General features: G+C 39.7%; 14 protein-coding genes and 1 pseudogene. 10 read left to right on the top strand and 5 right to left on the bottom strand.

Translation table 11 applies throughout. The annotated features are described in order from the left end of the window. Positions 1 to 109 precede the first annotated feature (109 nt). The gene (locus tag H6H03_RS03935; protein WP_190953849.1) at positions 110 to 1,165 is read right to left on the bottom strand and encodes a serine/threonine protein kinase; all 1,056 of its coding nucleotides are present in this window, start codon (positions 1,163 to 1,165) and stop codon (positions 110 to 112) included. A 192-nt stretch (positions 1,166 to 1,357) separates the two neighbouring features. Further along, positions 1,358 to 2,251 carry an alpha/beta fold hydrolase gene (locus H6H03_RS03930; protein WP_190953848.1) on the bottom strand — a complete coding sequence of 298 codons (894 nt, stop codon included), beginning with the start codon at positions 2,249 to 2,251 and terminating at the stop codon, positions 1,358 to 1,360. Between the two features lie 364 nt (positions 2,252 to 2,615). On the opposite strand from H6H03_RS03930, the gene H6H03_RS03925 reads away from it, so the two are divergent. Further along, a complete protein-coding gene (locus tag H6H03_RS03925) occupies positions 2,616 to 4,328 on the top strand; it encodes an S-layer homology domain-containing protein (protein WP_190953847.1) in 1,713 nt (570 codons plus the stop codon). A gap of 6 nt (positions 4,329 to 4,334) precedes the next feature. On the opposite strand, the gene H6H03_RS03920 is transcribed toward H6H03_RS03925, so the two are convergent. Beyond that, the gene (locus H6H03_RS03920) at positions 4,335 to 4,769 is read right to left on the bottom strand and encodes a VOC family protein (RefSeq protein ID WP_190953846.1); all 435 of its coding nucleotides are present in this window, start codon (positions 4,767 to 4,769) and stop codon (positions 4,335 to 4,337) included. A 169-nt stretch (positions 4,770 to 4,938) separates the two neighbouring features. On the opposite strand from H6H03_RS03920, the gene H6H03_RS03915 reads away from it, so the two are divergent. Continuing rightward, the gene (locus tag H6H03_RS03915) at positions 4,939 to 5,718 is read left to right on the top strand and encodes an MBL fold metallo-hydrolase (RefSeq protein ID WP_190953845.1); all 780 of its coding nucleotides are present in this window, start codon (positions 4,939 to 4,941) and stop codon (positions 5,716 to 5,718) included. An 82-nt stretch (positions 5,719 to 5,800) separates the two neighbouring features. Here H6H03_RS03915 and H6H03_RS03910 read toward each other — a convergent pair whose 3' ends face one another. Continuing rightward, positions 5,801 to 6,838 carry a mechanosensitive ion channel family protein gene (locus H6H03_RS03910; RefSeq protein WP_190953844.1) on the bottom strand — a complete coding sequence of 346 codons (1,038 nt, stop codon included), beginning with the start codon at positions 6,836 to 6,838 and terminating at the stop codon, positions 5,801 to 5,803. 534 nt (positions 6,839 to 7,372) lie between these two features. Here H6H03_RS03910 and H6H03_RS03905 point away from each other — a divergent pair. The 7 genes from H6H03_RS03905 (at position 7,373) to H6H03_RS03875 (ending at position 18,872) form a co-directional block, all read left to right on the top strand. After that, complete coding sequence (locus tag H6H03_RS03905; protein ID WP_190953843.1) at positions 7,373 to 8,290, top strand: histone deacetylase family protein; 918 nt, start codon at positions 7,373 to 7,375, stop codon at positions 8,288 to 8,290. 265 nt (positions 8,291 to 8,555) lie between these two features. After that, on the top strand, positions 8,556 to 13,034 hold the full coding sequence (locus H6H03_RS03900) for a translation initiation factor IF-2 N-terminal domain-containing protein (RefSeq protein ID WP_190953842.1): 4,479 nt from the start codon (positions 8,556 to 8,558) through the stop codon (positions 13,032 to 13,034). Positions 13,035 to 13,172: 138 nt separating this feature from the next. Beyond that, positions 13,173 to 13,769: a Uma2 family endonuclease gene (locus tag H6H03_RS03895; RefSeq protein WP_190953841.1), complete on the top strand. Its 597-nt coding sequence runs from the start codon at positions 13,173 to 13,175 to the stop codon at positions 13,767 to 13,769. Between the two features lie 298 nt (positions 13,770 to 14,067). Continuing rightward, positions 14,068 to 14,547, top strand: coding sequence for a hypothetical protein (locus H6H03_RS03890; RefSeq protein WP_190953840.1), 480 nt, complete (start codon positions 14,068 to 14,070; stop codon positions 14,545 to 14,547). A 41-nt stretch (positions 14,548 to 14,588) separates the two neighbouring features. Further along, positions 14,589 to 15,062: a hypothetical protein gene (locus tag H6H03_RS03885; RefSeq protein WP_190953839.1), complete on the top strand. Its 474-nt coding sequence runs from the start codon at positions 14,589 to 14,591 to the stop codon at positions 15,060 to 15,062. Between the two features lie 180 nt (positions 15,063 to 15,242). Continuing rightward, positions 15,243 to 16,070, top strand: coding sequence for a P pilus assembly protein, chaperone PapD (locus H6H03_RS03880; protein ID WP_190953838.1), 828 nt, complete (start codon positions 15,243 to 15,245; stop codon positions 16,068 to 16,070). 120 nt (positions 16,071 to 16,190) lie between these two features. Further along, on the top strand, positions 16,191 to 18,872 hold the full coding sequence (locus H6H03_RS03875) for a carboxypeptidase-like regulatory domain-containing protein (RefSeq protein ID WP_190953837.1): 2,682 nt from the start codon (positions 16,191 to 16,193) through the stop codon (positions 18,870 to 18,872). Positions 18,873 to 18,951: 79 nt separating this feature from the next. Here the strand turns inward: H6H03_RS03875 and H6H03_RS03870 are convergent. Further along, positions 18,952 to 20,006, bottom strand: a protein-coding gene (locus H6H03_RS03870) for an IS630 family transposase (RefSeq protein WP_242057721.1) whose coding sequence is annotated in 2 segments (ribosomal slippage) — positions 18,952 to 19,611 and positions 19,614 to 20,006 — 1,053 coding nt in all. Because the reading frame shifts where the segments join, the coding sequence is not laid out codon by codon here. 555 nt (positions 20,007 to 20,561) lie between these two features. Here H6H03_RS03870 and H6H03_RS03865 point away from each other — a divergent pair. Then, positions 20,562 to 20,729, top strand: a pseudogene (locus H6H03_RS03865) (translation initiation factor IF-2 N-terminal domain-containing protein); the annotation flags it as partial. Positions 20,730 to 20,841: the final 112 nt, after the last annotated feature.

Here is a 20,841-nt window from a genome sequence, read left to right as displayed (position 1 = left end):
ACCTCTGAATAAATATAGGGAGTGGGGAATAGGAAGTATTGATATAGCAATCCTCAGTGATTTGTGAAAAAAATCTATTGCCTATTGCCTATTGCCCATTGCCTATTTCCTATTCAGTTTTTTCTTGACAGCTTCCATTTAAATCCAAATCCTGACATTCTTTACTTTCTAACAATTGCCTGACTGTAACACCAGGTTGACAACTCATCAAAGTTGCTGCCAAAGCAGCCAACGTCATTACAGTAGCTATTCCCAATACAGTAACTCGTTTTAAAGGTTTAATTGTCCTGATTAAATTTTCTATTCCAGTGCCAGTACCAACAACCTCAATTGGCTTGAGTGTTTCCAAAGCAACAGTCGCATTGGCATAGCGGCGTTTACGATTGCGTTCCACCATTTTCATTAACCACGACTCAAAACGTGGGCTGATTTGAGGAACTAATTTCTGGAAATTAAAGCGGTAATTATCATCAATTAACTTACCAATATCAACAGAACGGGTATTACTAAGTAAGCAAATTAACGTTGCTCCCAAACTATATAAGTCTGACGCTTCTGTGAGAGGATAACCAAATTGTTCCTCTGGTGGCATGAAGCCTGGAGTTCCTGTTACAAAGCTGCTAAGAGCTATTTTTGTATTCTGTATCTTAGCTAGACCAAAATCAACTAAGTAAGCATTTAGTTGCTCATCAATTAGAATATTCTCTGGTTTAATATCCCGATGAATAATTGGCGGAATTTGCTTTTGTAAATAAACCAAAATTTCTAATATTGATATAGCAATTTGCTTAATTTGTTCGGGATAAAAGCTGCGTTTTGAACCTAAGGATGGGGCATTTTTATATTCTTGAACCATATAAAAAAACCCTGGCATTTCAAACGAATCTATATAGCGAGGAATGCGGGAATGATTGAGTTGTTGCAATATTTCAATTTCGCGTTCATAGGCTTTCACACCAGACCAATCAACGATCGCACTAGCAAAACGAAATTCTTTAATTACTACTTGGCGATCGCAATTGAGAACTTTAGCTAGGTAAGTAACGCGTCCCCCTTCTTTGTTGCGTCCTAGTTCGCTAATGACTTGATAACCTTGTTGGGAAAAATCTGGATGGTGACTCAAGGGAATTACCCCTTTATGTCCATTACACACATCAAGCTCCATTATACCCACCACATGAGTTTGATTTTGTCAAGGTGCAATTCAAAATTAAGAGCGACTCACCCAGATTGTTAACCGAATTTCTACTCTACTCGCCCCAAAGCGCATAAACACAAACTGATGCCCTTGTTTTGATAATGCCAGCTACTTCAACTTTGGCAAAGTTGGGTAGTGGCTGGTCTATGCGCCAAATTGTCAAATTTGCCCTAACCATTGGGCAATTTGGGCATTAACAACATCTGGAACTTCATCATGGGGACAATGACCGGCATTGGGAATGGAAACTATTTTGATATCTTTGCCCTTCTCACGTGCCTTTTCGTAAATCTTTGCCCCAGTAATTGGTGTCCAGGGATCGTCAGCACCCCAAATTACCAATAGAGGACGTTCTACTTTAGGCAAAAGTTCCTCTGGGCTGGGGCCGGGAGGCGCGGTGAGAATCGAGGCGAAAACTTGTTGCGCTCCTGGATCGCAAGAGGGAGTATAAAGTAGATCGACTAATTCATCGGTGACAGCTTGGCGATCGCGGTAAACTTGGTAAAGAGTGCGGCGAATCTGAGCTTTTTGGCGGATGCGATTGTAAACAAATTTGCCTGTAATTGGCGATCGTACAACCCGATTAAAAGCTGCCATCACAATCCTTAACGGCGGATTCAATTCGTGGGGACGATGACTCAACCCACCCGCAGAGTTAATTAAAACACCGCCAGCAGCAACTTCTGGATGTTCTACCAGTACTATCAAGCTCAAAAGTGCGCCGATGGAGTTGCCAATAAATACAGCCGGTTCCTGAATGTGTGCTGTGCAAAAATCTTTTAGCAGTTCCACCCACACTTGGACGCTGTAATCAATGGGTGCTTTATCGGAACCACCAAAACCCAAAAGATCCAAAGCAAAAACTTGGTAGCCAGCATTTGCTAAAACTGGGATGTTTTTCCGCCAGTGGCCAATGGAAGCACCAAAGCCATGAACCAATACCAGAGGGCGTCCCGTACCCATGACGGTATACTGAATTTTATAGCCCTGCCAAGTCCAAAAGAATTTTTCTAAGGTAGTAGCTGTTGTTGGCTGCTTTGTAGTTCCAGTCATTATAAAGATTTATAAACTACTCTTAAATATAGTAATGTTCTCTGGCGTCAAATCTTGCATCTCGCCATAGAATTTGCGGATAAAAGGCAAGAGGCAAGAGGCAAAAGGCAAAAGGCAATAGTTAACAGGTAGAGGGTAGTGTTATAGAAAATTCAAGTGTACGGAATTTTTTTTATGCAATTAATAGGAATTCTAATATTTGATTTTTGTAAAGCTAGGCAGAACTCAAAACCCTTTTTTTGCTATTGCCTCTTGCCTTTTGCCTATATAAATAATTGAGATGTTAGTTTTATCTATTACCAGGGATTAATAAGTTAGGGATACCAAATACCCCTTTGACTTTTTAGACGAATGGTAGTGTGAGATGAAAAAGACAAATCATAGTAACTTTGGTCATTTGGGCAAATTAGTTCTTGCTACAACTTTTGTGGCAATATTTTCGCCAATAGTTTCTGCTTACGCAACTTCAGGGTTTTCTACCATCGTCGCCCAAATACCTGATAATTCTACTGAGCAACAAATTTTAGCTGATAATGAAGTAGAAACAAGGAGTAGTACTACTACTATCCAACGACAAACTGTAACCACAGAAAGCCGCACTCAAGTAAATACTAATAGTGTTTCCGTCAAGGGACAAAAAACAGGTTTTAGTCTGGCAATTTGGGAACCATCTGGTAATTTGTCAGAAGTAATTGCCCGTGTTTCTGTTAAGAGTAAACAGAACAAAAACTTCTTAAAAGAGCGATTTTTGGGTGATTACAAATACAAAATTAAGCAAAAAGCGAAATTTGTTAAAGGGTTAAAAGCTAGCGATCGCATTGTTGTGCGATTATACGATCTACAAAACCGCTTCATTGGCTACAGCGAATTTGAATGTTTATCAGCAAACTCCGCAGTTAACCTGATTTTGTCAGCTAAACCAACAGAATATCGAGTCATTCGCACTATTTATGGTATTGATGCTGACCAAGATGGGACTATTGATGCAGGTACCACCACCTACGACTATTTCACCCAAGTCAGCAATCAAAGGGTTAATTTCCTTAGCGGTTCCCAAGCCTTCCAAGCTAATCAATTCCAAGTAGAAGGTTTATCAACAGTCAAAGCAAACAGTGTTTATCCTGTATCTTTCACTCAAGGTGAATTCGCTTTAGTCCGCCAGTCCTCCTTTAGCATCTTTAGTTCCGACTTGGCACGGGCTTTGCAAGCTACTCCTGGTAGTTTGGTGCGGGTGACTGAAGTCAGCGATAACTCTAGCTATGATGTCAGCCAACTGCTGATGAATTATCGCGAAGTTGGGGTATCTCGCAACCTCCAAGTTGGATTTTCTGATGTTTCCACAGACCATTGGGCTAAAGATTTTATTGCCGAATTGGCAGCGATGGAAATTCTTGAAGGTTTTCCGGATGGAACTTTTCGCCCAGATGCGCCGGTAACTCGTGCCCAATTTGCGGCAATGCTGCGGAAAGCGTTCACCAAGGGCAAAATCCGCCAAGCGATCGCTTTTAAGGATGTCTCAAGTCGATACTGGGCTTACAATGCCATTAGGGATGTTTACCAAATGGGCTTTTTAAACGCTGTGATTGGTAAGGATTTCAATCCCACTCAAAGCCTTTCTCGCCTCGACATTCTGGTAGCGTTAGCACAGGGTTTAAATTATCAAGCCAGCGGTTCTACGGATACGATTTTATCTGTTTACAGCGATGCAACTAATATAAGTAGCGAACATCGCAGTCTAATTGCTGCATTGACACAGCGCGGTATAGTTGTTAACTATCCCAATGTGAATTTGCTGAATGCCGAACGGATAGCAACTAGGTCTGAAGTCTCTGCTTTGCTATATCAAGCACTTTATAGCACTGGAGGGGTAGCAAATATCTCCTCACAATACGTTGTTGGACAACAACGGCAGGAAGTTGCAGTTGAGGAAACTACTGAAACTTCAACACAGCGTGACGGAGAACGCCGCCATTGCAACCAAGGTATAGGTAATGGTGCTGAGGGCTGTGACCCAGGTAATTCCCGTCCCCACGGCGGTAGTAACGATGAAGGTGGACGAACTCCTGGTAAAAGGTAATACCTATTAATTTGTAGAGACGCGATTAATCGCGTCTTGAACTGTAAATTGAACTACCTGACCGTAAGAAATTTCCAGTGTATGGCCATCTGGGTCTCGAAGATAAGCCCAGTAACCAACTGGGGGGCCGAAGTCATTTGGCCCATCCAACAGTACTCCCTCTATGCGTGCTTCATTGCACAGGCGATCGATGTCTTCCCGATTCTGATAAGCTACTCCAAGATGGGATTGTGGTAGCAGTACGCCTTCTACTTGAGTTGATTGGATGAGGACAATCACAAAAGGTCTGGTAAGGTCGCTAATCCAAGCAACATCTGATTTAATCGCTTCATCAGTGCGACGGTGTACAACGGTCATTTGAGCATATTTTGTATAAAATGCGATACTTGCATCGACATTACTAACTGCAAGCGCAATATGAGTGAAACCAAGATCGGACATTACAGTTATTTTTAGGTAAATAAATCACTTCTTTTTTATCTCACGCAAAGGCGCAAAGGCGCAAAGGTGCAAAGAAAGAAATGTGTGATTTAAAGTGAGTTGTTAGAAGCGCCTGCAAGAGAGCTAACACGATTGATAATAAAGATAGACGTTATCTTTACAAAATTTTATGTTCTTAACTTGGTTTGACAGCAATAGCTGGCTGCTGGAAATCGGCGAGAAACGAATATTAATCGACCCTTGGCTAGTTGATTCGTTAATTTTCAGTAATTTGGATTGGTTATTTAAAGGTTGGCGATCGCAAAATCGCCCAATACCTGAGAACATTGATTTAATTCTGCTATCTCAGGGTTTAGAAGACCATTCTCACCCACCAACACTCAAGCAGCTTGACCACAATATCAAGGTTGTAGCTTCTCCCAATGCAGCCAAGGTAGTACACCAACTAGGTTACACCCAGGTAACTACTCTGGCTCATGGTGAAACTTTCACTTTAGATAATCAAATTGAAATCAAGGCTTTTCCTGGTTCGCCCATTGGCCCCACTTTGGTAGAAAATAGTTATCTCATTAAAGAATTGGAAAGCGGTTTAACTTTATACTATGAGCCTCACGGGTATCATTCTCCACAAGTGAAGCAAGCTGCACCTATCGATGTAGTGGTTACACCGTTTATTGACATGACACTACCTTTGCTTGGGTCAATTATTAAAGGACAAAATAGCGCTTTAGATGTAGCAAAATCGTTACAGCCTCAAGTAATATTACCCACAGCAGCTGGTGGAGACGTGATATTTGAAGGATTGCTGATGAAATTGATTCAGACTAAAGGAAGTGCTGCGGAATTTCGTTCGCTATTGGAGAAAAACAATCTTTCGACGCGGGTGATTGAACCGACACCAGGCGATCGCTTTCAACTACCATTAGAAAAGCGAGCATTAGCAATTTAACTCTCATAGTCTCCCTTAAAAAGGGAGATTTAGAGGGATCTAAAACTTTTTATCCCGCCAAGAAGACTTTTCAAACATCCTGTTAATCAGAATTTAAAGTCGAATTTCCATTCATATTATGTTGCACATAAATTTCTTTAATGGGAAAGGGAATTGTAATCCCTACTTCCTGATAGCGTTTGTGTAATTTTTTAATAAATATATGTTTGCCAATTCGCTGGTCAAAAAATTCGCTGACTCGCATATAAAGCGTGAAATCTATACTAAAATCTCCAAAGGTATGAAATCTAATATATGGTTCATTTGCAATTAACTTCGGTGCAATTTCTTGCATAACTTCCTTAGCAACTTCCACAGTCACTTTTTCAACTTGTTCTAAGTCACTATCATAACTAACGCCGACATTCATCGTTAAAGTGATTTCCTTGGCGGGTAAATGATAGTTAGTGAAAATTGCTGATGCTAACTTAGAGTTTGGAACAATTACCACATTATTGGAAATTTCTTTGATTGTTGTATTGCGCCATGTGATGTCTGTAACATAACCTTCCTGTCCTGCATCTAATTTGACATAATCTCCAGTTCTGACTTGTTTAGAAATAATTAAATAAAAACCAGAAAATAAATTTGCTAATGTGTCTTGAAGTGCCAAACCAACGGCTAGACCACCAATACCTAAAGTTGTAACTATTGGTGTAATTTGCACGCCAACAGTTTGTAATAAAATTAATGTACCCAAAAGTAAAACAACAGCTTTAGCAAGATTAGAAACTAGTGAAGTCGGAACTCCTTCTGTTCTCCGAACTAATAAGTTAGCAAAACCAGCAGCCAGCCTTGCTAAAACTAAAGTCACTGAATACAAAAATGCTATGGTGAGAATTTTTTGCAGTACATTGACAATATCTGGTCTTAGGGGAGAACTGAGAACTGCCCAAAAAAAACCGCCAATTACAAACCAGATAAAGGTCATGCGGTGCAGGGAATGAAATATAATATTTCCCCCAGCAATGTGTTTCTTAATAACGAATTGTTCGAGTTTTCTGAATATAAGTTTTTCACCAATTATTCCAGCTACAAAACCAGCTACAATAAAGGCGATCGGCAGAATCCATTGCATCATATCCATTTTCAATTTTGTTGTAATTATGATTAAAGTTCATCAAAAAAATTTTAGATGATTTTGGTTCATATTAGACTAACGCTTGTGGATAAGACAAATCTAAAATCTGTGGCCTTTGCTAATTGTCGAATTAGCTACTCGATCGCTTATAGGTGTTGCGCGATATTACAGTATGTGAGAATGTAATTTTTAACAAATTTTTTAACAAATTAAGTGTATGGATATTCAGGATTAATGATTGAAATTGTCTCATAAAGTATGAAAGTTCAACTAACAGGGATAACAAATTATTCGCTGTTGCTAAATAATCTGTTGGCGGTTGAATTTTGCCCATCATTGGCCAATGGTAGTTAAATAATTGGGATTTTCTCCATTGCTGTTACCAAAAAATTGCCATAAGTGCTGGGTAAGTGCTGTTTGGTTGCATTTAAACCACTGTTGCATGAATTTTGTCGTATAAAAACAATCTGATGATTGATTACCACATAATCTCTAGATGTATTTGGCACCAGACTATGGTTCAAAATTAATAACATGGACTTGCCAATTATTTACCACCCAGATTACGTTGCGCCATTACCTGAAGGGCATCGCTTTCCGATGTCCAAATTTCGGCAACTCTACGAATTGCTATTAGCCGACGGTGTAGCAAATCAAGAACAATTTCATACGCCTGAACGCCCGCCCGCAGAATTGATAGAGTTGGTTCACACCCCAAACTACGTTCAAGCTTATTGTGAAGGAACTCTAGAACCCAAAGCACAGCGTCGCATTGGCTTACCTTGGAGTCCAGCGCTGGCAAATCGTACCTGTGTAGCGGTTGGTGGTACAATACTGACTGCTAAGCTAGCACTGAGTCAGGGTTTAGCTTGTAATACTGCTGGTGGAACTCATCATGCTTTTCCCAGTTATGGATCTGGTTTTTGTATTTTCAACGATTTAGCGATCGCCTGTCGCGTTTTACAAAAACTCGGACTCGCGCAAAAAATCCTCATTGTAGATTTGGACGTTCATCAAGGAGACGGCACCGCTTTTATCTTCCAAGACGATGAAAGTGTTTTTACTTTCTCCATGCACTGCGAAGTCAATTTCCCAGGTACTAAACAAACCAGCGATTTAGATGTTCCTTTACCAGTGGGAATGGAAGATGATACTTATTTGCAAACATTGGCAAGTTACTTACCAGATTTATTATCTCAAGTCAAGCCAGATATAATATTTTATGATGCAGGTGTAGATCCTCATGTAGGCGATCGCTTGGGAAAATTAGCCTTAACTGATACTGGCATTTTCCGTCGAGAAATGCAGGTTTTAAGTACTTGTATGAGTACTGGTTATCCTGTCGCTTGCGTCATTGGTGGCGGTTATGCTGATGATATGAAATCCCTCGTTTGGCGACACTCTTTGTTGCATCGCGCCGCGAGTCAAGTTTATCAACAGTACAAACTTTAGGCTTCTAATAAAAATCCTGATATATTATTTTAAACCCAGATGAAGGTATGAATATGTCACGCAAAGGCGCAGAGTCGCAGAGAGTAAGAGTTGGTAAGAGTTGATTTTTATATTTAATTTTAGTAATGCCAATTAAAGAGTATAATCTCATATCTCTCTCTGTGCCTCTGCGTCTCTGCGTGAATAAAAATATTATTCTTTAGTATTTAATAAATGCAGTTTTTATATGAATTATCTATATAATCATCAGTAAAGGCAATCTTGAATGAACAAAGTTAAACTAAGAATTTATGAACTATCAAAAGAATTGAATTTAGATAGTAAAAAGCTATTAGTAATTTGTGAAAAACTCAATATTGCAGTCAAAAGTCATACAAGTTCCATCTCAGAATCAGAGGCAGAACGCATTCGTTTAGCTGTAAATAAACTAACAGCAAAATCCGCAAAAACTAAAACATCTTCTGAAGATTGGGGTTATACATTCGTAGGTTCAACAATTGATAGACTTATCCGCAACCTCGAAGGAGAAAGCGCCCTACAAGCATATCCTGAGTTTCGAGAACGACGCGAACATGCTAATGAATTAATGTTTGAATGCGTTGGTAAAAAGCCTTGTCTGTTTTATGTGCGTCGCAAAGGTGCAGGAAAAGACCCAAAAGAAGAAATTTGGGATTTAACAATAGCAACAGATTCTGAGAATTTTCAATTACCACCAAGACTTGAGAAGCTAAGAAAAACATTAGGATTTACAGTAGCTGTCCAAAAAGATGGACGCGACGGTTTAAAGATACTTTCGGCTCACTTATTACAACTATCGCGGGGAAATGCTGATAGCTATTCTGTAGCTTTTCCTTTACGTTTGTTACCTAATCACCAGCATCATCTCGACATCCCACCAACAACATTAACGCGCATAGCAGCCGCACCAGTTTGTGGCGATAATGTACCTACAGAAGATCAGCTAAAAGCTTGGAAAGCGTTTTTACAAATTGAAGAAAAAATTGCTAAAGCACGTCAATTTTGTGTACGTTATATAAGTCATAACTATAATCACAAAAGGCGAATTAATTTTGAAATTGATGTCACCTCAGCAACCCTTGATGGCTTTTATCAAAATTCTTTGGAATTAGAAAACTTTTGGGAACGTGCAAAGCAAGCAAAAAACGAAGATTTAAAACTTTTTGAAACTGCTCCCATTGGCAAAAATTGGATGAGTGGTCGTCAATTAGGGACTATTGAAGAAATCGATCCTAATCGTTGCATCATCAGCGTAAGATTAGAAAGAGACTTAGCTGAATATATGACAACAGAACGTTATAAATTGCCAGCTACAGGATTTTTGTGTTTTGAAGCAGTTGGTGATATTCAGCAGATTCAACGCAAGAAAAAAGCTTTAGAAGATTTGAATAATGGCTATACTCAAAATCCATATTTGGGTAACTTTTTATTCGATGCTTCTCAGGCTAGAAAAATCAAAACAACTATTGAAATTCAACCACAAGATTTGTTATTATCTGCTGCAAATCCCGGTCAAAAAGCAGCAGTAGAAAAAGTACTTGCAGCCAAGGATCTTGTTTTAATTCAAGGGCCACCGGGTACTGGTAAAACTACCGTAATCGCTGAAATTTGCTATCAAGTTGCCCTTCGTGGCGGACGCACTTTAATTGCTTCTCAAGCGAATTTAGCAGTAGATAACGCCTTGAGTCGATTAGTTCACAACCCAGTTATTCGGGCTGTACGCAAAGGAAAAGCCGAAAAAGTTGGAGAGGAAGGACAGCCATTTTTAGAAGACCAAGTAATTGGTAGATGGCTAGAAAATACTGCAAATGACTGCGAAAATAATCTAAATCAACGACTCGAAAATATTGAACTGTTTCGGAAATTGCTCTCATCATCAGAAAGATTTACAGCCTACTTGCAAGCGGAAGAAAAATTCGATAAAGAATTAAGTAAATTTCAGAAAAATAAGTTAAAAATTGAGTCAAACTTTAAAAATCAAGAAAAATCTTATAACGATTCTTTAGCAGCACAAAATGAGGTTGAATCCTTAATTTCTGGTTTAGATAATATACTAAATACTGTTACCAATGTCAATTGGGAATCTCCAGAAATCACAAATTTTTTGCCACTGCTTAAACCCTATGCAGAAGGTAATAGTTTAGTAGAAGAATTTTTAGCCAATGTTCGTAAATCTATTAAATGTAGTGATGAACTTGGCTTTGTGCGGCCAGCGTTTGGCGCTTTTGGTTTAGCGATTTGGTTACGTGAAACTATCGCAACAGAAATTTTACAATTTAAAACTGCTTTGAATTCTGCTCAAAGTGCCAGTGAAAATATGTCAGCAGTTGCAGCGTTAGCGCAAACTGTGAAACAGAATTTTGAATCGTTAAATCAGTTACAAGCAGATTATCAGAAATTTATTACCAAGCAGCAAAACCTACAGCAAACAATTCAGATATGGCAAAACCGTCAGAGAGAAATTGATTATATTATCTCAGCAGTTAAAGAATGGAAGTCTACAGCACATTCTCATCTCTATCAAACTTTAAAAGATTGCCAACAATCAGGTTTACCACTAACAGATAATTTAGTAGACTTGCCACTAGGCTTATTGATGTTTGCTAATACATTAAAATTACCGATAGTACCAAAAAACTACAAAATTAACCTGCCAGATTGGGACTTATTGACAAAAGCGATCGCTTATGAAATAGATGGCAATTTTGCTGACAGGCGAGGCAAACAGCATAATTTTAGTTATTTTTTACAACAAAATTTTAGCCAGATTCCAATGGTGTTATCACAAAGCGATCGCACTCAATGGCAAGAGACTTATCAACAGTTTAATAATTATCAATTACTCAACCCCAAACAGCGAAAATTATTAGTTGAAAATACCCAGTTTTTCTTAATCAGAATGCAAAAAACCTATGGTGCATCCTGGGAATGGAATAATATTGACTCGACTCTCACCCGAATTACACAAGAATTGTTAGAAACTATCCTAGCAAATGCACGTCAATGCGTTTTAAAAGTCAAAACTGAAACCGAACAGCAGCTTCATCATCTACATCAACAATTAAATGAACTTCAAAAAAATGAAATCAGCCAACAGCAAATTTCTACTACTCAATATCAGCTAGAAAAAACGCAGCAAGATGCGAATTGCCAACTTGCACAAGTTCTTAATATCTTGCAAGAACTGAGCCAACAGCCAAACATACCCAACCAACTACGCACTTTAGCCGAGCAATATCTCACAACACAATCAAAGATTTGGGAACAACCCCAAGAATTTGCAAACCAAGTGCATTGTTGGGTAAATTGTATCAGTCAGCTTGAAACTTTAATTTCATTAATAGAACCTTTTGCCGTGTTGGAAGTAATTAAGACTTCTCTACACGAGCATTTAGCAAAACTAAAACAAGAAACTGAAAATTCTCTACAGCAACTTCAAAAATTGCAAATTAGTCTCCGGGAATTAGAACAACAATTACAACCACAGCCATCAGAAAGTTTAATTGCTCAAAGAAACTGGTGGTTGACAGAATGGCAAACCATACCCGATAAATTTAAACCAGAAAATTCTAATGGTGATTTCTTTAATATAGACTTTTTACAGAGTTTAAATTTCCAGTTTGAATCTTGGCAACAACAACTCCAAAAAGAAGAGGCTTATCTCAACAAATATCAGAATTTTGTGCAAGACTGGATAAAAAAATTAAGACAGCCAACGGAAGGGGATAGCGACGATTTAAGGCGTATATATTTAGATAATGCCAACGTCGTCGGTATCACCTGCGTTCAAGCTGCAAATAGAGGTTTTTCTGAAGAATTTAAATCCTTTGATGTCGTCATCATTGACGAAGTTAGTAAGTGTACTCCACCAGAATTACTAATTCCAGCATTGAAAGGTAAAAAGTTAGTCATGGTAGGCGACCATCGACAATTACCACCCATGCTTGATACTAGCACTTTAGAAGAAGTTGCCCAAGCAATTGGCAATACACGAGACGAACTACAATTTTTAGAAGAATCACTATTTAAAAGTCAGTTTGAATCTGCTGATGAAAGCATCAAGCAAATGCTGACTACACAATATCGAATGCATCCCTATATTATGGGTGCAATCAATCAGTTTTACGACGGTAAACTAGAATCTGGTATTTTGGAACCCGATAGAAAACGCGCACATCATTTAGCAGGTGAAATCATTCAAGAATCTCACCATATTCTCTGGGTAAAAACTCCTATAGAAAAGAAATATTTAGAAGAACGTCACGGAACTTCTTACTTTAATACTCCCGAAATCGATGCCATTGAACGTTTGTGCCAGCAGTTCGAGAAGACTTGGGCTTCTCAAGTTGCCAATGGCGAACCAAAAAAAGAAATTGCTGTAATTACATTTTATGGCGCTCAATTAAGAAAAATCGATGAACGCCTGCAATCTGAACTTTTCCCTTCCCTAGAAATTCGTACTGGGACAGTAGACAGATTTCAAGGGATGGAAAGACCTGTTGTAATTGTGAGTATGGTTCGTAACAATAATAAAGGAGATGTGGGATTTGCTAAGAAACCAGAACGGGTGAATGTTGCCTTTTCCCGCGCTCAAGAACTGTTGATAATTGTCGGTTGTCATGATTTATTTACCCATCAAGCAGGTAAAGTTGGAAATATGTATTCTGAAGTTTCAAATATTGTCAGCCTTCGTGAAGGTTTCGTTGATGTTTCTCGAATTATCTAAGCGAAAAAATAGCTTTTGTTGTGAATTAAACGCTGAAGAAATAAAAAGTAATTTTTAATATCTTAGAAAGAAGTTAGAATTAACCAACTGAACTCCAAAGCTGATAATTGCTCATTTGGAAACAGACTGGAGACTTTTATGACTACAGCAGCCATTACTACACCCATAAAAGAATCACCCCTTTTATTTGAGGGACTGACTTGGAGAGAATTCAAAGCAGTTGAGCAATTATTAGACCGCCCAGGATATCGGCTGTCTTTTTTAGATGGTGTTTTGGAGATCCGAAGAATGCCTGGAGAACCGCACGAAACTGTTAAGAAGAGAATTGCCGCATTGTTAGAGCTTTACCTGCTCATGCCAGGGTTCGACTTTACTCCAACTGGCTCAATGACCTTGGAAAGTGAAGCGGGTGCTGTCAAACGAGAGGCGGATGAATCTTATAAACTTGCTCCTGGTCGAGTGCGTCCTAATTTGGCGGTAGAGGTGGTGTTTACCAGTGGCGGTATCAACAAACTGGAAGCATACAAGCGGTTTAAGATTCCTGAAGTGTGGTTCTGGGAGGATGGCGTATTAGAAGTTTATCACTTGCGTCAAGAGGGCAACAAACTTCACTATGAAAAACTTTCTAGTAGTGAAGAGGTCAAAGGGATCGATCTGGATTTGTTGTTACGCTGCATTGATATGGTGAATCATGTTGATGCCATCAAGACTTTTCAGCAGGCGCTTCAGAAATAGCTGGTGATTTCTCTTAAAGGATTTCCAAGAAATAAATTATTCAATCTTGTGGGGTGGGCATCTTGGTCGCCTGTATAAAGTAGTGTGCGTAAGCTAGCAAACACCGCAGGCATCCTACAAATCCACGGATGCAAAATCTAGAATTTCATAAATCATAACTTGGACTAAGTATTCTAACGCAATTCGATCTTAGGAATAAGAATTGCGTATTTTCTCTATCTAGATTGTAGTATTTGATTGCTAATCTAAAAACAAGGCACTGATACAGGAAAAAGCTGAGCAATCAGTTAACTTTTTTATGCTTTACCGTCTGGCGTTAACCTCTAGCCTGTTGCTGGCAAGTGCATTCGCTCTAAATCGAGCTGTACTAGCTCAAAGTGCAGATGTTCCTTTCAGTGGAACAGTTCCAGTTGAAGCTACCTTTAGTTCTCCTGCCCCTGGTACTGCTGAACCAACTATTTCTAGTGATTCTGGTGGAATTCCGACAAAGTTTGAATCGCAAACTCCTGCGACTATGAGTGTGCAAAGCAGCACATCTGCCACCATCTCTGTTTCTGCCCCAAGGTTAGTATCTGGGCCTAGTGTCGATCCATCCCAGACAACGCACATTGGGTTTTTAAAATTTGGTTCAACCAGCCTTCGCAGTGATGTTGGTGGTGGGAGTGGAATTTTGCCGCCAGGCAACACCAATCTAGAGGTCGGTTTGTTAGTAAAGCGGCCAGTAGCTTTTACACCAGGAACTTATACCTACGTAGTTACGTTAACCATCGCACCATAACTGTTTTCTCCAACCCTTATTTATTTTAAAAGGATTAAAAAATGATTCGTCGTTCTTTATTAACTGCTGCTTTGATAATTGTTGGTTCTGCTGCTCTTGCACCCAAAACATTGGCACAAACTGCTGATGTTCCGTTTACAGGAAATGTCAGTGGTGTCTGCAACTTCGATCAAATTACCCCTGGTAAATTGGGACTCAACCAGGTGACTAACCCAACTGCACTAGCGGGAGGATTTCCTGGAGGAGCATTTGGTAAGGTTTTTGTTAGCTGTAACCAAGGTGCCAGAGTGAGTATATCTAAGCCACAGCAGACTGGAGGTCCTAGCTTTACACCCTCTTACTCTGTTGGGATAATCAACTCACCTTTTGGCAGTACAGATTCTCAGAGTAGTAATTCTGTGTTACTGCCCTCTGGTAGTGGCTTGCCTTTGGATATAGACATGATAGTAGATAAAGGCAGTACCCTAGTTCCTGGAAACTACAGCTATGTAACAACATTGACTATCGTGCCATAGTCTAGAATTTTTGCAGTTTACCTTCAAATTGATTGAGAAAAATAGTTGCTGAATATCTTGCTGCTAGAGAGTAAATCTTCAAGTGGCAAGATATTTTTCTGATGACCTATAGATAAATAAGTCTGCTTTTGGGAACTATAAATCAGGAATTAAATTTGCAATCCTGCCATAGTTATAAATATGCTCAATAATAATTGGCGCTCTTTAGCTGCTGTTAGTGCCGGCTTATTTGCCCTAATTTTGTTTCCTGTTGCTGCTAAAGCACAAATGAGCGTTTCTCCACTGGTAATTGAAGCCAAAGCAGAACGCGGACAAGCCCAAGGAATGATAACAATTTCCAATACTAGTAAGACCCCTTCTCGTATTCGGATCTATGCTCAACCTTTCACATATAACCGTGATACAGGGTTTCAAACCTTACCCTCTAGCCCTAATGACCTGACGAGCTATCTGCAATTTTCACCGCGTGAGTTGACTGTCCAACCAGGAGAAGTTCGGCGGGTGCGCCTCATCAGTCGCTTGGCTCCTAATTTACCTGACGGAGAATATCGGGCGGTAATATTTAATGAAACTCTCAATCAATCACAAGATGGTGCTGGTAATAACGTTACTTTGGTGGCAAGAATTGGTGTAACATTCTATGTCAGAATAGGCAATCTTTCTCCCCAACTAGCAATTGATAGTGCCAGCTTTAATCAAGAACAAAAACAAATTCAAATCTTAGTTCGGAATAGCGGTCAAGCAACTGTTCTCCCTAGTTTAAATTGGACTTTACGCCAAGGGCAAACTGTTATCAAAACTGGGCAGATATCTGCTAATGCTGTAGTGGCAAATAGCGATCGCAATTTCTTATTAAATTACCCCAATAAAGACCAACCAGCCCTCAAACCTGGTCAATATCAGCTAAGTGGTGAGTTGGTCTGGGGTGAAGACAATAACAAAAATAAGTTGCCCTTCAATGTAAATGTTACGATTCCTACACAAACCGCTGCATTAGAAAAAAAATAGCTTGTATAGAAGGCAACAGGTAACACGAAAAAAAACTGCTGCGTTAAATGCTCTCGTCAGCTTAATATCGATAATTTTACTTGCTGCGTGGGAATTATATATTTGTAGAGACGTTGTAAAATGTCTCTATTTTTATACATAAATTTACTGAGAAGTGAAAAATTTGTGCAACTTCGGTTAGTAAATAGAGGTAAATGCCTGCTAGCTGCGATCGCTCTTATCTGTCAAATCACCATCGCCCCAGCTAAGGCAGATACACCTGCGATTTCAAATCTACAAACGCCTACAAATACCGAATTAGCTAAGGAATCCGAATTTAAAGTTTTTCCCGTAGGATTGAATGTAGGCAACCGCAATGTCAATCCTAGCGTTTTAGTACGTGGTCAAGAAGATGGTTCCCAAGCAATTGATTTTGCAAATTGGCTATTACCCTATGATGCTGTCATTCAAGGGTTGAAATTAAATGTTACCACCTTAACTGATGGTCAATTAGAAGTGCGATCGCCTACTGTTGTGACTCGCATCGACCCAACAAAACTTCGCACCGATCCAGAATTAGGATTAGTCTTAACAATTCAAGATTTACAAACTCTATTTGGTGTAGCGGCGAAATTTGACATCAATGAATATGCCATTGTTTTAGATGTTCCAGGGCTAGATCGAATTAGTGGCAAACTAGCAGAAACAGAAACTCCGATTCAACTAGAAGGACTACCACGCATTGCGCCTCAAAGTTTTAGTGTTGCCGCAGTTGAGCAAAAGGTAAATGCTAGCGGTAGTACTACCAGATCGACAAGTTATAGAGGCGATCTGATGGCTGTTGGTAGTGCTTTCGGTGGTTCGTGGTTCATCCGTACCGATCAACCAAATTTACAAAATCAGCGAACTTGGAATATTGCCGAAGCCCAGTTTTTACGACAAACTAATTCAGCTGATTATTTTGTGGGTTCTCAGCCAACTTTTTGGCAAACTCAAGGAACAGGAGACTATTGGGGCTTTACATACATTCAACGACAGGGGTTTGTACCACCTCAACCCTTTAGTGGTGGTTTTTCCGATCCCCGCCAGCGTTTACAAGCAGATGCTATTGGACGCACAATTTCTGGTAAAGCTGAACCAGGTACATTAGTGCGGTTAGTACAAGGTTTTGGCGATCGCGTAATTGCCGAAATTTTAGTTGATTCTTCTGGGATTTACCGCTTTGAAAATATTAAAAGCCAAAATCAATTTTTCGGCAATAATTATCGCATCTTGCTGTATCCCCAAGGGCGACTCACCGCCCAACCACAAATTCAAGAGGCTACTTTTTCTTCAGTACTGGGACAATTACCAGCAGGTGCTTCCGGATTAATCTTTTCTGGTGGTTTACGACGGGATTTTTTGGCAAATCAAAGTTTATTGGGAAACTTTTCTGAGTTTCGGGGAGGAATTGCTGGGCGTTGGGGTTTATCGGAAAATTTGACAGTAGGCTTAGGTGGAGTTTATGACGAATCGGCTAGAGCCTTAGGAGAATTATTTTGGCGTCCTGGAAAGTTCCCTTTGCAGGTAGCAGTTTCAGCACTGACGGGCAATAAGTGGAATGTGAATACAGATATTCGCTATAATCCATCTTCCAGTGTGAGTGCTGCATTTACCAGCGATCGCTTGTCTAGCCGTTTTAATGTAGATTGGCGAGTTTTGCCTCAATTCACCTTATTCGCCAGTACTGACACCGCTGATGCGACATCTGGCGGAATGCAAATTAATTTGAGTGGCAAAGATGCCTTTACCTTTGCGCGTGTCGGCTTAGATACTAAAAACCGCCTGCGGTGGAATTTGCTGCAACGTCTCGGTAGACTCGAATTAGCGCAACGCGGTAACGAAATTGGCAGTTTGTCGGAACTGAGTTACAACTTCTCTAAAAACCGCTTTTCAACTAGTGGCAACTCGCTGCTGTTAAATTATGAAACACTCAATCAAAATCGTAGCGATAGCTTGCTAAGTGTGGGTTGGCGCTATCGTTCGCAACAACAGGCCATTGATGGTAGCTATCAGTGGGAAGCACAGTTGGGTTATGGCATTGGTTGTGAACGTAGTGGACTACTAGCCACATTGTCAACAACAGTTTTACCAGGTTTGCTATTACGGCTGCGTTATCAAGGTGTATCGCCGAGTTCCGACGAAGCAACTTTCAGCATCGATTTAGCTTCTAGCCTGAATCTACAAGGGGGTATTAGTCCAGGCGATCGCCGTTCTAATTACTTCCGTACACAGGGTGGACTGTCGATTAAGCCATTTTTTGACCGGAACAATAACGGCAAACAGGATGGAGGCGAAGAAGTTTATAGAGATAATGTCGATCTATTGTTGACTTTGAACAATAAATCTCTGAAGTCATTTTCACCACAAATCCAAGGCGATCGCACTTTAGTACGCATGTCTCCTGGAATTTATCGCCTCGACCTCGATCCAGCAGGTTTACCCCCTGATTGGCAGGCTGCGGTTGAGGGTTTAGCCGTTGATGTGATTGCTGGGAGTTACACCCCTGTGATGATTCCGCTAATTCGTTCTTACACGCGATCGGGGGTAGTTACGGATGCTCAAGGTCAAGCGATCGCAGGCGCACGGGTAGAAGCTATACAAACAGATCGAGAGACTCGGCGTTTTTCCGTGACCAACGGTGCCGGAGTGTATTATTTAGAAAGCTTGCCACAGGGTCAATACACTCTACAAATCAATGGTAAATCTGCTGGTAGCTTGAAATTGGAAGAATCTTCTGAACCATTCCAAGAGCTTAATTTGCAACAGCCGTCAAACCCCTAAAGGAAAATTCAAAATTATAATCTCCATAAATTTCGACTAAGTAGGTGGGTGGGAAAATTTCCAAGTATGTAACGAAACATTAAGCAGTGGAATTAGAGTTAAATTTAACACGTTGAGTACTGTAATCTCCTTTTTTTCCTCTAGCTTCAACACCATTAATTACGGCATAAGCAAGGTCTAATTCATCATCAAATGTTTGACCTCTTAGTTCATCTTTTTTAAGATGCTGCCATTCCAATTCAATGGGATTCATTTGGGAACAATATTTGGGTAAAAAGAAGATGTACAAACCCATGCTCTCCCATTTAGGCCAGAGTTCTTGTACCTCATGACATCGGTGTATTGGCCCGTTATCTTGGACAATTACGCGAATACGTCCGGTTTTCTGAGCATCAGCAGCTTCTTCCTCCATCATCTGGATATAAGACTTCCGGTTAACGCCCCCAATGACTAAACCATAAACAAAACTGATCAAAGGTTGAAGAAATCCGATGATGCTGAGTCGGCGACCACGACGAAGAGTTTGTTCCAAACGTTTTTGTTCACCGCGAAAGTAATAGGTGTAACCGGGTTCACTCCACAAGCAAAACCCTGATTCATCTAAATACTTGAGGTCTATTTCTCCCGTCGCCGCAAATAATTCGAGCATTTCTAGGTCAGCTTGTTTGTACTCTCGAACGGTGGGGTCTTGTTTTCTTTTGTGGCTTTTTCTGGCTCGCTTCCAATCGATCCCCTTTTTTTGAGTACCCGTCTAATTCTGTCGGGACTCAGTTTAATCGCGCGTTCAGTTTCTAACTTTTGCGCCAACTGATGACTGTTGTATGTTCGTGGTTCTTTTTTCAGGCATTCTTCCAAAAATACTATGTCCTCTTCCTGCCATGTTGCTTTCCCTCCTCTGCCTGGTTGTTCCCATAGCCCTTGTAGACCATGTTTTTCCCATTTATGCAAAACTTCTCTGACTGTCTGTGAAGTCCAATTTACATGAGCCGCTATTTTTTCCACATACCAACCGTGTGCATTTAACCTAATTACTTCTGCTCGGTCTTTGACTTTCTGTGGTACATCTGCTGTTCTCAGGTTGAACAAAGTTCTGTCTTGCTCACGACTCAGGAACACTCTTAAACGAGAGCCCATATATATTAGTTACCTCGGCAGATTTATTCTCCGTATTTACTTATCTTCACATAGTTCGGTTTTTTCGTGCCTACCTACTTATCTTTCACAAAGATAGTAAAGGAAATGTGGGATTTGCGAACAAACCATAACGGGTAAATCTTGCTTTTTATCGCGCTCAATAACTACTAGTAATTGTTGATTCTCATAATTTATTTAGCCATTAATCATGTAAAATTGTAAATACTATTTTGAAGTTAAAATATTGTGAGTTTATATGAAGGTTTCGTTGATGTTTATTGTCTCATCAGGTAAACTTATTGATGATAATCTCAAGAATTTTTACACTCAATTTAGGTGATATACTTGGCAAATTACCCATCACAAAAGCTAGTATTTTTCGCTTTAAATGTAAAAGTATCATATTACCGACTTTTTACAAAAGTCGGTAATATAAACTTGTTGGTGGACAATATACACAAAATAGGCAAAGTAACAGAAGTTGAAAATGTTGTTCCTTGCCAGCATTTGGGAATACTAGACTTGGGAAACTTTGTTGGCAAAGGCAAGCAGTAGATGAACAACGCCCAAGTCAGAATCTATGAACTATCAAAAGAATTGAGTTTGGATAACAGAGAGTTAGTAGCAATTTGCGACAAACTTAACATTGCAGTCAAAAGCTATAGCAGCAATATTTCAGAATTTGATGCAGGACGAATCCGTTTAGCTGCTGAAAAATTTGCACCTAACCCGGATTTCTCACGAGGGAGAAAAAAACACCTGGATTAGCCAGATTTAGGATAAATTAATTGACACATTGTTGAATTCACCGCCGATTAAAAATATTTACCAGTAA

This window comes from Nostoc paludosum FACHB-159, assembly GCF_014698835.1.
In the GTDB taxonomy this organism is placed as follows: Bacteria; Cyanobacteriota; Cyanobacteriia; order Cyanobacteriales; family Nostocaceae; genus Nostoc; species Nostoc paludosum.
The sequence above is the reverse complement of the archived record's forward strand: the minus strand, read 5'-3'. Positions and strand labels throughout refer to the sequence as shown.